Source organism: Pantoea phosphatilytica (assembly GCF_051025615.1).
Classification (GTDB): domain Bacteria; phylum Pseudomonadota; class Gammaproteobacteria; order Enterobacterales; family Enterobacteriaceae; genus Pantoea.
The window spans coordinates 318768-335120 of record NZ_JBPFDF010000004.1 but is presented as its reverse complement, the minus strand read 5'-3'; the positions used below and the strand labels follow the sequence as shown (position 1 = coordinate 335120).

Genomic DNA, 16353 nt, shown 5'->3' with positions numbered 1-16353 from the left:
TCCGGTTAGGGTTTTTCCAGCCAGGCGCCGTAGAGCGCCGGACGACCCACGGCTTCAAAACGGACCCCTTTCAGCCAGGGCGCGCCAGCATAGACCTGCGGCTCTTCAAAGATGGGGATGACGTAGGCCTGGTCCAGCAGATAGCGCTGAACATCGCCCGTCAGCTTAAGTCGTTTCGCTGGATCGACCTCCGCAGAGATGGCGACCAGCAGCTGATTCAGCCTCTCATCACGGAAGTTTTTCACTTTGTCGCTGGATCCGCCTTTCTGCAGGAGGTTGTCACGGTTGGCAGGATAGAAGCTGCTTTTGATGACATCCGGATCGGCGCGACCGACTTCCGTCACGTTCAGCGGCGTTTTAAGCGGATCGAGGTTATCCAGCGTTTTGCTACCCGCATCGCCAGCTTTGACAGTGAGCAGGACACCTGCCTGCCGCCACTGCTGCGCCACCAGCTGCAGGACCTCTTTGTTCTGCGGCTGTGGCAGGGATTCGTAGACGGTCAGGGCCAGCCGCTGTCCCGCTTTCTGCCGGATGCCATCTGGGCCGGGCTGCCAGCCCGCCTCATCCAGCAAAGCTCTGGCTCGGGTGAGGTCAAACGTGAGCTTATCCGACAGATTGACGTATCCCGCGGCCGTCGTGGCCACCACAGAGGTCGCCTGTGGATAGTTGGGTGAGAAGAGGGTCTCAACCACCTGCTTCGCGTTGGTGGCGTGCAGCAGAGCCTGTCGAACGCGGATATCACTGACCAGCGGATTATCGGGACGGAAACTCAAGCTGTCGTTTACGCCACGGGTAGGGGCGGCATAGACCGGATACGCCTGATCTCTGGCCTGTTTCTCATCATACGCCTGCACCTGACGGATCAGCCCCGCCTGACCCGCCAGCAGCGCACCGATGCGCACGCTGTCTTCCGGCGTCACAATCACTTTGATGCCGTCGAGATTAGCCGGGCCCTGCTGCTGAATATTCTTTGGTCCCCACTGATACGCTTTGCGGGCGACCAGATCCACCTCCCGGCCCAGTTTCTCATCGCTGACCACAAAGGGGCCGGAGCCGATGATATGTCGTGCATCGCCGAGTTGATCGAAACTGCGTGCCAGCGTACTCAGCGAAACCAGACCGGATCCGATAGTGGCGGTTCCCTGTAAAAATCCGGGCGAAGGTTTTTTAAAATAGAACTTCACCGTCAGCGGATCGATCACTTCGCTGCGTTCGTAATTATTAATGACCTCTGATACCGGCAGACGTAGCGCCTTATTTCCCAGGCCATAGGTATCGAAGTTTTTAGCAACCGCATTCGCATCTAGCGGCGAGCCATCTGAAAAGGTAACGCCCGGCCGTAATTTAAAGGTGTATTCGGTTTTATCTGCATTGGTGGTCCAGCTTTCCGCAATCCAGGGTTCAACCTGCAGCGTTTCAGGATTCTGCCAGGTTAATTTATCGGTGATCTGATTGAGGATGCCGCCATTCGGATAAAACCCCCCGGCGGGTGGATAAAGATTGGTATGTGCCTGCTGCTCAAGATAAATCAGCGTGCCGCCTTTAACCGGCGCGGCCAGCACATGAAAAGAGAGTGTCCCGGCAAGTAAAGTAAAAACCAGCCTCTGCGTGCGTGGTTTAACGTGAAATAACGTCTTCATGGTGAATTCCTTTGTTATCAATTGCCTCAGCAGGCGGAATCATCATCGAATGACGCAACACACAGATAAAGTAATGATTTGGTCAAAGCTTATCTGAAATTAATCAATGCGGGCCTGGCGGGGAATTAATGCGGGAGAAGTAACAGGCGGAATGGCAAATAAGTGTCTGCCATTCCGTAGGGTTTATTTAATGACGGTCTGACTGCAGAGGGATCAGGATTCGGCGCATAATCTGCGCTGACCGGCGCGCAGAAACGCGCTGACCAGACCCAGCCACAGCAGACCGCAGATCAGGTTCACCAGGCTGAACCCTCCGCTGCCGTAACTGAACCAGGCCGTTTTGGCGGCCTCAATGCCGAGCGCGATGATCAGAATCGTCACCATGCCCACCATCGCGGCTACGCTGCCTTTTCCGGCATGGCTGGAAAAAAGCGTCATGCGGTAAAGTCCGGCATTGACCAGTCCGGTGCCGAAGCCGTAAAGACTCACGCCCGCGGTGAGCCACAGATAGTTCTGCGCATTCAGCACGGTGGCGGTTGCCGCGACGATCAGCCCGCAGACCACCGGCCAGGCCCCGATCCTGATCGGCTGTTCAATCGACAGACGGCTGGATAAGCGTCCCAGCGTCAGGTTACCCGCAATCATGGCGGCAAAAACCGGCAACTGCAGCAGCGCATAGTCGATACGGCTGAGTTGCGCGCCGTGCATTAATATCACGGGGGATAACGCCACCCAGGCGATGCAGGGCACGGTGACCAGTCCGATAGCGAACGACCCGCGCATCACCTGGCGATCTTTCAGCAGCGCGCCATAACCGCTGATAATCGACCCCAGCGACAGCGGTTTTTTTCGATCGCCCGACGTTTCCGGCATCGCGTACCACAAGCCGGCCAGCGCCAGCGCTGCGACGGCGCCCGTCAGCCAGAACAGCGTGCGCCACTCACCCACGGTCAGAAACGCCGCGCCCGCCAGCGGACCGGCGAGCGGCGCCAGCAGGGCGACATTCGCCATCAGCGCCATTATTCTGATGCTGAGTGATTCGACGAATGCCTCCTGTATCGCCGCGTACCCCACCGCGCCAATAAAGCAGAGGCTGACACCCTGGAGAAAACGCAGCAGAATAAACTGCTCAATCGAGGTGACCCAGTGAGTCGCGATGCAGGAGAACATAAAAAAGGCCACACCACTGAGCAGAACAGGACGGCGGCCAACCCGATCCGAGAGCGGGCCGAGCAGCCACTGCAGCAGAATGCCCCCCATCAGATAGGCGGTCAGCGAGGCGGAAACCCACTCCGGCCCGACCTTAAACTCCTGGGTCACCAGCAGCATACCCGGCTGGATCATGTCATGGGCGATATAGGTGGCAAACTCGAACAGCACCAGCGACAGCGGAAAGATCAGATGTCGCCGTGTCAGCCGGGCGATCGGTTGAAAGGAAGTCATGATGAATACCTGAGAAATAACCACAGAACGTGCGGCCAGCAAGGTGGCCGCACGGAGTAAGTGTGACAGTGTAACGATTAACGCCAGCGGGCAATCGGGTTATCCAGTGTTCCGGCAAACTTCAGATTCTCAGCCGGATCGGCGAGGTTGATCATCTGCTGATTATTTGCCAGCTGAAGACGGTTCAGGCAGGAGCGGGTAAACGCCGGTGCGAACATGTCATAGCGCGCAAACTTCGTGGCATGTTCCGGGTGCGCACTCTGGTAATCCTTCACGCACTGCGCCACCGCCTGCCAGAACGCCTCTTCCGGCAGCGTCTGCGACTGATGCAGGATCGCGCTGATAAAGCGGAAGATGCAGTCAAAGACATCGGTGAAGATCGACAGGAGCTTAAGCTCGTCCGGCACATCCACCGCCAGACGCTGCACGCCCTCCGGCAGTACCGCGTCCGGGTTCATCACGGCGATCTCCTCGCCAATATCCTTCATATAAGCCGCCACCGGGACGTTATTCTCCAGCAGCATAATCAGGTTTTCGCCGTGCGGCATAAACACCAGATCATGCTGATAGAAGCAGTGCAGCAGCGGGCTGAGATAGCAGGTCAGATAGCGGTCGATCCACGCTCTGGCAGAGAGACCGGAGTCCGCGATCAGCGCGGGCAGCAGAGGCTGCTGCTGCTGATCGACGTGCAGGAATGCCGCCATGGTCATCAGGCGCTGACCCGGCTGCAGGCTGGCAGCCGGATTATCCCGCCAGAGTGCAGCAAACATCTTTTTATAGGCGGAGTCTCCTTTGATCGCCTGTTCGTAAGCGCGATTGTGATAACCCACCGCCGCCACCTCCCGCAGGATGCGAAAATCGCAGCGTTTCAGCCACGCATCCCCGGCGACCAGCGCGGCCAGCCAGCCATTAATGGCCGGAGTGGTCGCCATATAGTAGGGCGACAGGCCGCGCATAAAGCCCATGTTGAGCACGGAGAGGGCGGTTTTGACGTAGCGTTTCGATGGCGCGCTGCGGTTAAAGAAAGTGCGGATAGACTGCTGCGCCTGATACGCATCGTCCCCGGAGCCGAGATAGACGATCTCATGACGGGCGACGTCTGCGGCAAACACCGTCAGCAGCTTGTTGTTCCACTGCCACGGATGGACCGGCATCAGGATATACTCTTCGGCCGCCAGCCCTTTTTCGGTTAACTGCGCGGTAAACGCGTTCAGCGTGCTGTCACCCAGTTCGTCGCGCATCAGCTGCTCATAGCTCAGTTCGCTGAGGCTGGCGAAGTGGGCGTTGCGGCGATGAACGGCGACCCAGATAAGGTGAACCGGCGCGGCGGCTTCCGGCGCAAAGGCCAGATAGTCACGGGCATCAAAGCCAATACGTCCGTTATTGGCGACAAAGCAGGGGTGTCCTTCGGTCATCGCCGCTTCCACCGTCTGGAAATCGGCAGAGACCAGCGCCTGGCTGTCAGGATTACGTTTCTGACGCTTATAAACGCTGCTGCACAGGGTGCTGCTGATCTCCTCCATGTAGGTCGCCAGCAGCGGCTGCGGAATACCAATCTCCGCGTTGAACTCAACGATAAACTGCAGTGCATCCAGCGGCAGCGCGCGCCCGTTCTCCTGTTTGCGCAGCGATTCCGCGTCAATCTCCCAGTGATCCAGCGCCAGCCGTGCGGCGCGGAAATGATAGCTGGCTTCACCGCCCGGCACCGTCAGCTGATACGCATCGTCGCCCGTGGTCTGTGGCGCGATAATTTTTTCATGGGCGAACTCGGCAATCGCTTTGCGGATCAGCATGCGGTTCGCCTGGGTCCAGTGTTCGCCGATCAGATGGGTGCCGTCGGTCAGTGAAGCGGGGGTTTCCATAGTCTGCGACTCCTGCAGTAACGCGTGTTGATAATCTTCCCGCTGGCAGAAGGCCAGCCAGGCGGTTTTATGACCCAGGTCCAGGGTGTGCTGATAGCGGAACCCGGCTCGCCGGTTCAGGACGTGGATCTTCTCATTGCGCACGTCCGGCTCCACGACGACGCGGTTCACCTCCGGGCGGCTGAACAGGTAGTCCATGACCAGCGTGAAGACCTGCCAGCTGAAGGCTTTAATCGGCTGGCTGGCAGGGGCTATCAGGATATGCATGCCATAATCATCAGGCGCGGCCGGATAGAACTTGCCGATCTCGTCGTCAGCGGCGCGATAGCACTCAATCAGACAGACCGGCTGGTCGTTGCAGCAGCCGATCAGCGCCGCATGAGGATCGGCGGCGGTCAGCGTCTGATAGAACCCGGCAACCTGCGCCAGACTGTGTGACTGCATTCCCCAGAACCGGGCATAGTCGCGGGTGACCCAGCTATGGATCAGGGGCGCATCGCTCTCACGCATCGGTCTCAGGGTAAACCGGCCGGCAGGGCGGTCAGCGGTAAACAGCGGTGGTGTGTTCATCTCAGCGCTCCGTTTTAGCCGGGAAAGTCTGGAAAGCGATCTGACGCTCAATGGGGTAAACCTCGCGTCCGGTCAGTTCGCGCAATAGCACGGAGTTGCGATAGCAGGCCATGCCCAGATCCGGGGTGACAAATCCGTGGGTGTGCAGCTCGGCGTTCTGCACAAAGATCTGGTTGTGATGGTCGATGCTGTAGTTACGCTGCACGTCGTAGCGCCCCTTGTCATCCCAGCGCAGGCGCGACGAGATGCCCTCTAAAAACATCGGCGGCTGATAGTGATAGCCGGTCGCCATCACCAGCCCCTCCGTGCGCCGGGTATAGGTGCACGCCTGCTCCTCCTGATGAAGTGTCAGCTCAAATTCCCCCTGCGGCAGCCAGCGCATCGCGGTCAGGGCCGAATGGGTAAAGAGATTGACGTTCAGGTTACCGTCGAGCTGTTTGACGTACATCAGATCGTAGATGTCGTTGATCAGACTGCTGTTAATGCCTTTGTAGAGATTCTTGTGACGGGCATTCAGCGCATCGCGGGTGTGGGCGGGCAGGGCATGGAAATAGTCGACCCACTCCGGCGAGGTCATCTCCAGCGTCAGCTTGGTGTACTCCAGCGGATAGAAACGCGGCGCGCGGGTGATCCAGTTGAGCTGATAGCCAAAGCGGTCGATGTCGGTCAGCAGATCGTAATAGATCTCGGCCGCGCTCTGGCCGCTGCCCAGCACGGTGATCGACCGCTTCTGCTGCAGTTCAGCTTTATGCGCCAGGTAGTGGCTGGAGTGGGTCAGGCGCTGGCGGTGCGGCTGACTGCACTCGGGCATCCAGGCCACCGGGCCGGTGCCGAGGATCAGGTGACGCGTCAGATAGCGCTGTTTCTTCCCGCTGCGGGTGTCGGTGACCTGCACCTGATAGAGGCCTGCGGCCTCATCGTAGCTGACATAATCCACATGACTGTTCCAGCGCAGACTGGAGAGCCGCGAACTGGCCCACTGACAGTACTGGTTATACTCTTTGCGCATCAGGAAGAAATCTTCGCGGATATAAAAAGAGTAAAGTTTTCCCTTCTCCTTCATGTAGTTGAGCAGGCTATAAGGACTGGTGGGATCGGCGAGCGTCACCAGATCGGCCATAAACGGCGTCTGCAGGTGGGCGCTTTCCAGCATCATCCCGGTGTGCCAGTCGAATCCCGGATTCTGATCCAGGAAAAGACCCTTCAGCCCCTCGACCGGCTCACTCAGGCAGGCCAGGCTCAGGTTAAACGGGCCGATACCGACGCCAATAAAATCGTAAACAGGCTTATCCATTTCAGTTCGCTCCCTGATTGACCGCGCTCAGTGCAGAGGCACGCACCTGTTCCCGGCCGTAATGTGTGATCAGGCTCAGCACATCTTCGATATCCGCAACTGTCGTGGTGGGGTTCAGCAGCGTGAATTTCAGATACTGGCGTCCGTCAACCCGGGTACCGGCCACCACCGCATTGCCGGCGCGGAACAGCGCTTTACGGATGGCGGCGTTAATCTCATCGATCTTCGCATCGCTGGTCTGTTTGCCCGGAACGAAGCGGAAAATCTGGGTGGTCAGCTCCGGAGCGTGCAGCACTTCGATGGCAGGATGCGCACTTAACAGCGCATGGGCAGACTCGGTCAGCGTGATCAGGGAATCGAAGGCGTCACCCAGGGCTGCCGGTCCCATCACGCGCAGGGTCAGCCACATTTTCAGCGCGTCGAAGCGGCGGGTGGTCTGAATGCTTTTATTGACCAGGTTAGGCGTACCTTCCTGCTGAGCGCTCAGCGGGTTCAGGTAATCCGCATGGTGGGTGACATGCTTCAGATTCTGGCTGTCACGGACGAAGAAAGCGCCGCAGCTGACGGTCTGGAAGAACGATTTGTGATAATCGACAGTGACCGAATCCGCCCGTTCGATACCGTTAAGGCGCGAGCGGTGCTTCTCAGAGACCAGCAGCCCGCAACCGTAAGCGGCGTCAACGTGCATCCACAGGCCAGACTCTTCGCAGAGGCGGGCGATTTCCGGCAGCGGATCGATGCTGCCAAAGTCGGTGGTGCCGCTGGTGGCGACGACGGCAATCGGGATCAGCCCCTCGCTGCGGCAGCGCGCAATCTCCTGTTCCAGCGAAGCCACATCCATACGGTAGTGTTCGTCGTGATCCACGGCGATCACCGCGTCATAGCCCAGGCCGAGTATCGCCATCGATTTCTGGATACTGAAGTGACTGAGTTTGGAGGTAAAAACCCGCCATCTGGGCGCGGTCTCCGGCAGGCCACGCTGCTTGATCAGATGACCAGGATGATGCGCTGCACACCAGCTGTCACGCGCCAGCAGCATGGCCATGAGGTTGGACTGGGTGCCACCACTGGTGAAGATCCCGTCCGATCCGTCAGGCAGCCCGATGCGGCCCAGCGTCCAGTCGATCACCTTCTGCTCAATCAGCGTGCCACCGGCACTCTGATCCCAGGTATCGACCGAGCTGTTGACGGCGGCCATGATCTGCTCGGCCATCAGAGAGGGCAGCACGACCGGGCAGTTCAGATGAGCCAGATATTTGGGATGGTGGAACCAGACGGCGTCGCGCAGATAGAGCTGGCTCAGCTCCGCCAGCGCCGCCTCGTTGTTGCCCAGCGGGCGATCCAGATCGACGCCGCTGAACTCGGCCGCCAGCTCGTGGGGCAGGATGCCGCTGAAGGGTTTCTCTACGCCGGTGACGGTGCGGGTCATCAGCGCCAGCACCTCCTGAGTCTGCTGCGACCAGGCTGCCAGTTGCTGATCGTTAAAAATGGCGGTGTCAGCCGTGCTGGCAATCGTGGCAGGCGCGGGTTCCCGTGCCGCCTGGGTGGATGAGCGTAAAAGCATGTTCAGTTCCTGTGCGTGAATACCTGATACCCTGCTGACATAAAATCAGCAGCGCCGGATGTCCGCTCAACAACTCCAGTAAACATAAAACTAACTAACCAGACAAAAACCCGGCCATCGGCTGGCAGAGTGTTTTCACCTTAAAAAGAGACAATGCCACAGATTATTTGTGGACTAATCAGCGTTAAACGCTTTGTTATATGCGGATGAGATTGTAAATGTTAATCATTTGCATTCAATTGTTTTATTGTGAAATTTTATTTATTAGCTGCTCTTATGTCGGAAATGTGATTTTGATCACAGTTTTGATTCGGAATCGTCCTTTTTTAGGGGGGAAGACATGATGCTTCAGGGTGAAGAAACAGGATTTGGGCGAGGGCAGCCCGGTCCGGAGCATGATCAGGCGCGATAAAACAGCGTTATTCGGGTCACTCAACGGGACGGGACGTGAAGCAGCCAGAAAGCGCAGAGCGCGCTTTCTGGCTGGAGAGGCGTGACTCAGCCTGCGTTCGTTTCTGCAGGCACTTTCTTTCTGGTCATAAAGTTGAAAATCACCAACAGGGCAAAGATGCCGGTGATGATCATTGTGATGGTGCCTTTATCCATAAAGTGAGCCATGTTGCCGAGAAGGATACCGGTAACGCCAAAGTCGGTGTCGGAGAAGGTGGTGTTAGTCAGGCCGATCTGTCCCAGCACGGGCAGCAGGGCAACGGGCAGGAAGGTGATCAGCAGGCCATGCGCAAAGGCGCCGCAGATGGCACCGCGTTTACCCCCGGTCGCATTACCAAATACGCCCGCGGTCGCGCCACAGAAGAAGTGGGGCACCACGCCCGGCAGAATCAGAACCCAGTGAAGCTGGCCAAGGACAAACAGCCCGACCAGACCGCCGATAAAACTGGAGATAAAGCCCACCAGAACCGCATTCGGCGCGTACGGGAAGACAATCGGACAGTCCAGCGCAGGCCGGGCATCCGGTACCAGTTTTTCGGAGAAGCCGGTAAAGGCCGGAACGATCTCCGCCAGAATCAGGCGCACACCCTGCAGAATGATAAAGACGCCCGCCGCAAAGGTAATCGCCTGAATAAACGAATAAACCAGGTAATTCTGACCGTTACTGAAATGCGTCTCCACATACTCTTTACCGGCCGAGACCGACAGGATGAGGTAGATAATCATCATCGTCAGAGAGATAGAGATGGTGCTGTCGCGCAAAAAACTCAGGTTTTTTGGCATGTTCATCTCTTCGGTGGACTTAGAGCCTTTGCCCACCAGTGAGCCAATCCAGCCTGATAAGACGTAGCCAATCGTTCCGGTATGCGCCAGCGCAACGTGGTCGCCGCCGATGATCTTGCGCATATAGGGCTGAGCGATAGCCGGGAAGGTCGCCATCAGAATGCCTAACAGCAGCGATCCGGTGTAAATAAGCTGAATACCCTCAAAGCCGGCAACCGACAGAATAATCGCGATCATACAGGCCATATAGAAGGTGACATGACCGGAAAGGTAGATATATTTGAGCCGGGTAAACCTGGCGACAACGATATTCGCGACCATGCCGAAAGCCATGATCATCGTGGTCGGTGCGCCATATTTTGCCAGGGCGATCGAGACCATCGCTTCATTGTTGGGAATGATGCCCTGAACATCAAACGCCTGCTTGAAAATGTCGCCCAGCGGCGTCAGGGAACCGACCAGCACGGTCGCTCCGCCTGCCAGCACCAGAAAACCCAGAATCGTTTTTACCGTTCCCTTAATCACATCCGGGAAGGGCTTCTTCTGCGCAACCAGCCCGAAACATGCCACCAGTCCGACTAAAATGGAGGGCACTTTCAGCACATCGACGACGAACTGCAAAAGGTTTTGAGTAAACATATTAACCTCGAGGGTATGGTGTTTATCTGCTTATCAACTTTCAGTTTTTCTCAAAATACTCACGTATTTTTTGCTCGATTTCTTTCAGATCGATGATGTTATTGATGATGATGACCTTCTCGGGCGGCAGGTTAGCGCTGTAGGCAATATCCTTCGCCATCACAAACACATCGGCCACTTCGGGCGTAACCGAACCGAGATCGGAATGCTCCACTTCAGCCTCAACACCAATCGTCTTAAGCACTTTCTTGATGTTCATCTCCATCATGAAGCTGCTGCCCAGACCTGAACCACACACTGCCATCATTTTCATAGCTGACCTCGTTAACTGTTTTTAGAAAAGGGGGGCGACAGACCGGTTAAACACCGGTCAGAATCGCCATCAGCGCCGGCTGACTGCGGGCGGCAAAGATCTGCTCCATGATGTTTTCATCGGAGAGCACCTCTGCCAGATGAGAAATCATTTCGATATGGCTGTTACTGTCCGGCGCGGAGAACATAAAGATCACCTTCACGGGATCGTTCTCTTCGGAGTCAAAGGTCACGGCGTTGCCCAGCAACACTACGGACAACCCGAGTTTATGTGCGCCCTGTTCCGGCCGCGCGTGGGGCATAGCAATCTGTGGCGCAATCACAAAAAAGGGACCGATCGCCTCTTTCTGGTGAATAATGGCGTCAATGTAATCCTGTGATATGGCGCCTTCACGGAGCAGCGGACGCCCCGCCACGGCTAATGCTTCCCGCCAGTCAGCAACGTTTTCAACGTACTGTACTTTTTCGTTATTCAGCCAGTCAGCCAGATTTGACATCGTCTTAACCCTGCCTCGAATGCGTAATAAAATTTATGTAAGTCGCGACCCCGGATGCGGGGAAACGCGCGCGCTGGTGAGTCCGGCGACGCTGCAGATGTACAGTCACTTTTCCAATAAAAGCGGCTGTCTGCTGCTGTCTGCCCCTGTTATCTGACAACCCGGACAGATGAAGAACCCATGAAAAACAGTGACTATTAATTTATAAACGTCATTTATTCATGCAGTTACTGCATAATTCATCTGCCTGCGAAGATGTAAAAAGGCGGACTCACTCACACCATCACATCTGTACATCTTTCAGATGTCTAGTCATCCTGATAATGTACTTCGACGTGTACGGACACAACCTGTAAAATTAAAATATGGGTACGCAGGCTAAATATCAGTGTCAATTTGTTAAATTGATCACATATTCAGGTAGCCGGTGTAGTACTCCTCCGGCAATGTCAGGCAGAACTGTAGTGACACGGATAAGTGGCGCCTCCGGTTCACGCATAGGGGAAGAAAATCGATGGTTGATGGGATAACTGAAAAGCAAAAAGAGGTGGTGGATTACATCCTCAATAAAATTAAACAGGACGGCCTTCAACCCGGAGAAAAACTGGACACCGAAATCTCAATCGCAAAAAACATCGGCATTACCCGCGCCACGGTCCGTGAGGCGACGCGCATTCTGGTTGAACAGCAGCGGATATACCGGGTAAAAGGCTCGGGGATCTTTGTGGGTTCGACGGAGATGAGCAGTCAGGCGCACCGTTTTCATGTGCTCTCGCCGTTCGATTTTCAGGCGCAGCGGAAAGGGCACAAAGGCGTCCGGAAAATTATTTCGGTCAGTATTGTCAAAGTTCCCTCGGCGGAAATGGCCCAGGCGTTGCGGATTAAAAACAGCGACCAGATCTATAAGATCCATCGCCTGATGTGTTTTGATGATATTCCGGTGGCGCTCGAACAGATTCACCTGCCGGTTTCCCTCTTCAGCAGCATGGAATTCAGCAAGCTGGAGATTTCGAAATATGCATATATTGAAGAGGTGACCGGAAAAAAGGTTCAGCTCAGAGATCAGCATCTTACGGCGATTAATCTCACGCACGCTGAGGCTCTGACGCTGCTGAATTTAAGCCCAGGGGATGCGGTCATCCAGATTAATGAAACCGTCTATCTCGACGACGGGGTGCCCTGCGAAGTTAATATTGCCATCATCAACACCCGCTATTTTCCATTAAAACAGAATTCCCAGCGGCCTTAATTTCTGCCGTTTCCGCTTTGCGGCTGGCTATACCGTCACAGCCATTCGGCAGACAGAAAAACAGGAATGGCCTGCGCGGTAAAATAACCCGGTAAAAGTCCCTGCCCGTTATTTCCGCCGAAGCGAATCCCCCGTTTTTTCCTTCGCTGAGCCTCTATGCCTCCCCCTGTTGCCAGCTCTCTGAAACAGCGCCGCCACGCGCCCGCCCGCTTTATCCGCCCATCCCGGCATCGGCCCCGATAGATAAGACGTTTTTCTGCAAACTTTTGCCAGCTTATCGATTTTAATCCCGTCATGCTGCGAAAACAGGCAACAAAGAGGGGTGAAAAGCGTCTGAAACCGGCTTTGCACGCCCATTTCTGCGCATTTCCCTGCCTGGCGTGGCCATTATAAGGAATTCAAGAAAGCATAAAACAATATGATGTTTTACCAATAACTGGCGTCACCGCACACTGGTCAGCAACAGAAATGCATAAGGACCAGATAAATGGCATATCGATTGAGTCTGTTAGACAAAGCACCCGTGTCGCAGGGAGAGTCGGCCACCGCGGCGTTGCAGCGCACGCTGCAGCTGGCGCAACGGGCAGAGGAGTGGGGCTATCATCGCTTCTGGCTGGCGGAACATCACAACACCGCCCAGCTCGCCAGTCCTTCACCCGAGGTGCTCATCGCGTGGATCATTGCGCAGACCCGTCATATCCGTGTCGGTTCGGGCGGCGTGATGTTGCAGCATTACAGCCCCTACAAAGTGGCGGAAAACTTCAATCTGCTCGCGTCGCTGGCGCCGGGACGCATTGATATCGGCGTGGGTAAGGCACCGGGCGGCCTGCCGCTCTCCACCCATGCGCTGCAGCAGGGTATTGATGCCGCAAAAAAAGGTTCTTTTGCCGATCAGCTTCAGCTGCTGAATAGCTGGCTGACACCCGCCCGCAGGCAGCCCGACGAAGAGGGCTTAGCCGCCACGCCGCTGCCCTCCTGCCCGGCCAACCGCTTTCTGCTGGGAGCCAGTGAAGAGAGCGCAAAACTGGCTGCCCGTCTGGGCTGGCAGTTTGTCTTCGCCGCCCATCTGAATGGCGATCGCCAGCTGCTGGAACATGCGCTGAGTACTTATTCCCGCCTGAGCCAGGGTCAGCGTGCGCTGGTCGCCGTGCAGGTAGTGGTCGCCGACTCCCCGGCCCAGGCTGACCTGCTGGTCAGCTCACTGCGTCACTACCATGTGTCGGTAAAAGAGGGTCCTTCTGTCAACGTCGTCAGCCTGGAGCAGGCGGAACGCTATGTGCGGCAGGGTGGATACCGCGAGTATCAGATCGAGCCGCGCACGCCGTCACTGCTCAGGGGAACCGCGGCTCAGGTTCATGCGCAGTTAGACGCGCTGCATCACAACTTTGATATTGATGAGTTTGTGATCGACACGCCGATCGCTGAACCAGCAGCCCGGCTGCGCTCACTGGAACTGCTGGCAACGCGTCATCTGGTTGCAGCCTGAATCTCAGTGGAGAGACATCATGAGTGCGGAATCACAACTGATTGAATGGCGGCGTGAACTGCATACCTGGCCTGAGCTGTCAGGGCAGGAGTTCGCCACCACCGCCCGGCTGCGAAACTGGCTGCAGGCGTCGGATATCCGTCTGGCTGATTATCCGCTGGAAACGGGCGTGGTGGCAGAGATCGGTCGCGGAGAAACCGTTGTCGCGCTGCGCGCCGACATTGATGCGTTACCCATCCATGAGGCGAGCGGCGTGCGTTTTCACTCCCGTCATCCTGGCGTGATGCACGCCTGCGGCCACGATCTGCACAGCGCAGTGATGCTGGGTGCGGCGCTGCGGCTTCACGCGCAGGCCGATCAGCTGCCCGGCCGGGTGCGTATCCTGTTCCAGCCTGCCGAGGAGATTGCCCGTGGTGCCCGCCAGTTAATCGATGCTGGCGTACTGGACGAGGTTCAGGCGATCTTCGGGATGCACAACGAACCCTCACTGCCGGTCGGCACCTTTGCGACCCGCAGCGGCGCGTTTTACGCCAACGCAGACAAATTTATTATCCGCGTCACCGGCAAAGGCGCACATGCCGCTTCGCCTGAGCAGGGTGTTGACAGCATTGTTACGGCCAGCCAGATCATTCAGGCGCTACAGGGACTTACCAGCCGCAGTTTCAGTGCACTGGACAGTCTGGTGCTGAGCATCACCCGTATCGACGGCGGTAAAAGCTGGAACGTTCTGCCCGGCGTTGTGGAGTTTGGCGGAACGGCCCGCACTCACGATGCAATGCTGCGCGCCGGGCTGGAGCAGCGGGTGCGCACCCTGGTTACGCACTTCGCTGAAGCCAATGGCGCACAGGCGACGCTGAACTGGCATCCCGGTCCGCCGGTGCTGATCAACGATGCACACTGGGCAGACTTCACCAGTGAGGTCGCACGGCAGGCCGGTTATCGTGTGCAGAACGCCGGACTGCAACTGCTGGGCGAAGATTTCGCCTTCTACCTGCAACAGGTGCCGGGAGCTTTTGTCAGCCTCGGCAGCGCCAGCGAGGCGGGTCTGCATCATGCCAGCTTCAACCCGGACGAGGCGCTGATTGCGCCTGCCGCCGACTACTTTGCCCGACTGGCCCGCCAGGCGCTGCAGCATCTCACGGCGCGATGTCGGGCCCCCCGCCTTAACTGAATTCATCTGCCGCCCTGAAAATACGAGGGTTCTGACACCCGTCGCGGGCATTGCTACGACTAAAAAAGAGAGCACACTATGACCACAAGACACCTCCGGCTGGGTACGATTCTGCATGGCGCATCGGGAAATATGTCCGCCTGGCGGCATCCGGCGGCACAGGCCGATGCCAGTATCAGCCTCGATTACGCTAAAAAAATCGCCCGCAAGGCGGAGCAGGGCAAACTCGACTTTCTGTTTGTCGCTGACGGATTATTTATCAATGAGAAGTCGATCCCGCACTTTCTCAATCGCTTTGAGCCGCTGACGCTGCTGTCGGCGCTGGCGGGCGTTACCAAACATCTGGGGCTGGTCGGCACCGTCTCCACCTCCTACAGCGAGCCGTTTACCGTGGCGCGTCAGTTTGCCAGCCTCGATCATCTCAGTGGCGGCCGGGCAGGCTGGAACGTGGTGACCTCACCCCTGGAAGGATCGGCAAAAAACTTTTCGCGCAAGCAGCATCCCGATCATGCGCTGCGCTACCGCATCGCCGACGAATATCTGCAGGTGGTAAAAGGCCTGTGGGACTCCTGGGAAGGCGATGCCTTTGTGCGTGATAAGGCGAGCGGCCAGTTCTTCGACCCGTCAAAACTGCACACGCTCGATCATCACGGCGACTTCTTCCAGGTGCAGGGGCCGCTGAACATTGCGCGCACGCCACAGGGTCGTCCGATTATCTTCCAGGCAGGCGCGTCCGGGGATGGTAAAAAGCTGGCCGCACGCCATGCGGATGCCATCTTTACCCATCAGTCCACCCGCGAAGAAGCGCAGGCATTCTATCAGGATGTGAAGCAGCAGCTGGTCGCCAATGGTCGCCAGCCAGAGGATCTGCATATCTTCCAGGGTGTGAGCGTGATCGTTGGCGATGATGACGAGGATGTGGAGCGCCAGTATCAGACCACAGCCGCGCTGGTGTCCATCCACGATGCCCTTAATTATCTCGGACGCTTCTTCGACCACCACGACTTTTCGCACTATCCGCTCGACGAGCCGTTCCCCGATATCGGTGACATCGGCCAGAACAGTTTCCGCAGCACCACGGATGAGATCAAACGCAAGGCCAGAGAGCATGGTCACACGCTCCGTCAGGCCGCGCTGGAAGCCGCTACCCCGCGCCCGCTGTTTCATGGCACGCCAGACGCGGTGGCCGATGGCCTGCAACTCTGGTTTGAAACGCACGCCGCCGACGGCTTCATCATTAACGGCGGCACGCCCGACACCTTTGAACGCTTTGTTGACCGCGTGGTGCCGATTCTGCAGGCGCGTGGCCTGACGCGTCTCGACTATCCGGGCACGACCCTGCGCGACAGCTTCGCGTTGAAACAACCCGTTAATCAGTACACCTCACAATAAG

General features: G+C 57.1%; 12 protein-coding genes. 4 read left to right on the top strand and 8 right to left on the bottom strand.

The genetic code is table 11. From position 1 onward, the window contains the following. Window positions 1-5: 5 nt before the first annotated feature. The 8 genes from ACR6AS_RS16515 to ACR6AS_RS16480 all read right to left on the bottom strand — a co-directional run bounded on the left by ACR6AS_RS16515 (window position 6) and on the right by ACR6AS_RS16480 (window position 11054). On the bottom strand, window positions 6-1640 hold the full coding sequence (locus ACR6AS_RS16515) for a TIGR04028 family ABC transporter substrate-binding protein (protein WP_434163089.1): 1635 nt from the start codon (window positions 1638-1640) through the stop codon (window positions 6-8). 213 nt (window positions 1641-1853) lie between these two features. Continuing rightward, on the bottom strand, window positions 1854-3083 hold the full coding sequence (locus ACR6AS_RS16510; RefSeq protein ID WP_418798658.1) for an MFS transporter: 1230 nt from the start codon (window positions 3081-3083) through the stop codon (window positions 1854-1856). A 77-nt stretch (window positions 3084-3160) separates the two neighbouring features. Beyond that, window positions 3161-5515 (bottom strand): GNAT family N-acetyltransferase, encoded by a 2355-nt coding sequence (locus tag ACR6AS_RS16505; protein ID WP_434163087.1) that lies wholly within the window; start codon window positions 5513-5515, stop codon window positions 3161-3163. Between the two features lies 1 nt (window position 5516). Beyond that, the gene (locus tag ACR6AS_RS16500) at window positions 5517-6809 is read right to left on the bottom strand and encodes a lysine N(6)-hydroxylase/L-ornithine N(5)-oxygenase family protein (RefSeq protein WP_434163086.1); all 1293 of its coding nucleotides are present in this window, start codon (window positions 6807-6809) and stop codon (window positions 5517-5519) included. Between the two features lies 1 nt (window position 6810). Further along, a complete protein-coding gene (locus ACR6AS_RS16495; RefSeq protein ID WP_434163084.1) occupies window positions 6811-8373 on the bottom strand; it encodes a pyridoxal phosphate-dependent decarboxylase family protein in 1563 nt (520 codons plus the stop codon). A 498-nt stretch (window positions 8374-8871) separates the two neighbouring features. After that, window positions 8872-10245 (bottom strand): PTS ascorbate transporter subunit IIC, encoded by a 1374-nt coding sequence (ulaA, locus tag ACR6AS_RS16490; RefSeq protein ID WP_111138387.1) that lies wholly within the window; start codon window positions 10243-10245, stop codon window positions 8872-8874. Between the two features lie 40 nt (window positions 10246-10285). Further along, window positions 10286-10558 carry a PTS sugar transporter subunit IIB gene (locus ACR6AS_RS16485; RefSeq protein WP_111138388.1) on the bottom strand — a complete coding sequence of 91 codons (273 nt, stop codon included), beginning with the start codon at window positions 10556-10558 and terminating at the stop codon, window positions 10286-10288. A 46-nt stretch (window positions 10559-10604) separates the two neighbouring features. Beyond that, window positions 10605-11054 (bottom strand): PTS sugar transporter subunit IIA, encoded by a 450-nt coding sequence (locus ACR6AS_RS16480; RefSeq protein WP_111138389.1) that lies wholly within the window; start codon window positions 11052-11054, stop codon window positions 10605-10607. Between the two features lie 514 nt (window positions 11055-11568). On the opposite strand from ACR6AS_RS16480, the gene ACR6AS_RS16475 reads away from it, so the two are divergent. The 4 genes from ACR6AS_RS16475 to ACR6AS_RS16460 all read left to right on the top strand — a co-directional run bounded on the left by ACR6AS_RS16475 (window position 11569) and on the right by ACR6AS_RS16460 (window position 16352). Further along, on the top strand, window positions 11569-12303 hold the full coding sequence (locus ACR6AS_RS16475) for a GntR family transcriptional regulator (RefSeq protein ID WP_111138390.1): 735 nt from the start codon (window positions 11569-11571) through the stop codon (window positions 12301-12303). Window positions 12304-12790: 487 nt separating this feature from the next. Next, entirely contained in the window at window positions 12791-13789 is a 999-nt protein-coding gene (locus ACR6AS_RS16470) for an MsnO8 family LLM class oxidoreductase (RefSeq protein WP_111138391.1), read from the top strand. Window positions 13790-13808: 19 nt separating this feature from the next. Beyond that, complete coding sequence (locus ACR6AS_RS16465; RefSeq protein ID WP_434163079.1) at window positions 13809-14960, top strand: amidohydrolase; 1152 nt, start codon at window positions 13809-13811, stop codon at window positions 14958-14960. A gap of 78 nt (window positions 14961-15038) precedes the next feature. Further along, a complete protein-coding gene (locus ACR6AS_RS16460; RefSeq protein WP_111138393.1) occupies window positions 15039-16352 on the top strand; it encodes an LLM class flavin-dependent oxidoreductase in 1314 nt (437 codons plus the stop codon). Window position 16353: the final 1 nt, after the last annotated feature.

What these genes read in the sequence shown, in the direction of transcription:
- ACR6AS_RS16515 (WP_434163089.1), bottom strand. Translation starts at nt 1,640, where the DNA reads ATGAAGACGTTATTTCACGTTAAACCACGCACGCAGAGGCTGGTTTTT.
- ACR6AS_RS16510 (WP_418798658.1), bottom strand. Translation starts at nt 3,083, where the DNA reads ATGACTTCCTTTCAACCGATCGCCCGGCTGACACGGCGACATCTGATC.
- ACR6AS_RS16505 (WP_434163087.1), bottom strand. Translation starts at nt 5,515, where the DNA reads ATGAACACACCACCGCTGTTTACCGCTGACCGCCCTGCCGGCCGGTTT.
- ACR6AS_RS16500 (WP_434163086.1), bottom strand. Translation starts at nt 6,809, where the DNA reads ATGGATAAGCCTGTTTACGATTTTATTGGCGTCGGTATCGGCCCGTTT.
- ACR6AS_RS16495 (WP_434163084.1), bottom strand. Translation starts at nt 8,373, where the DNA reads ATGCTTTTACGCTCATCCACCCAGGCGGCACGGGAACCCGCGCCTGCC.
- ulaA (WP_111138387.1), bottom strand. Translation starts at nt 10,245, where the DNA reads ATGTTTACTCAAAACCTTTTGCAGTTCGTCGTCGATGTGCTGAAAGTG.
- ACR6AS_RS16485 (WP_111138388.1), bottom strand. Translation starts at nt 10,558, where the DNA reads ATGAAAATGATGGCAGTGTGTGGTTCAGGTCTGGGCAGCAGCTTCATG.
- ACR6AS_RS16480 (WP_111138389.1), bottom strand. Translation starts at nt 11,054, where the DNA reads ATGTCAAATCTGGCTGACTGGCTGAATAACGAAAAAGTACAGTACGTT.
- ACR6AS_RS16475 (WP_111138390.1), top strand. Translation starts at nt 11,569, where the DNA reads ATGGTTGATGGGATAACTGAAAAGCAAAAAGAGGTGGTGGATTACATC.
- ACR6AS_RS16470 (WP_111138391.1), top strand. Translation starts at nt 12,791, where the DNA reads ATGGCATATCGATTGAGTCTGTTAGACAAAGCACCCGTGTCGCAGGGA.
- ACR6AS_RS16465 (WP_434163079.1), top strand. Translation starts at nt 13,809, where the DNA reads ATGAGTGCGGAATCACAACTGATTGAATGGCGGCGTGAACTGCATACC.
- ACR6AS_RS16460 (WP_111138393.1), top strand. Translation starts at nt 15,039, where the DNA reads ATGACCACAAGACACCTCCGGCTGGGTACGATTCTGCATGGCGCATCG.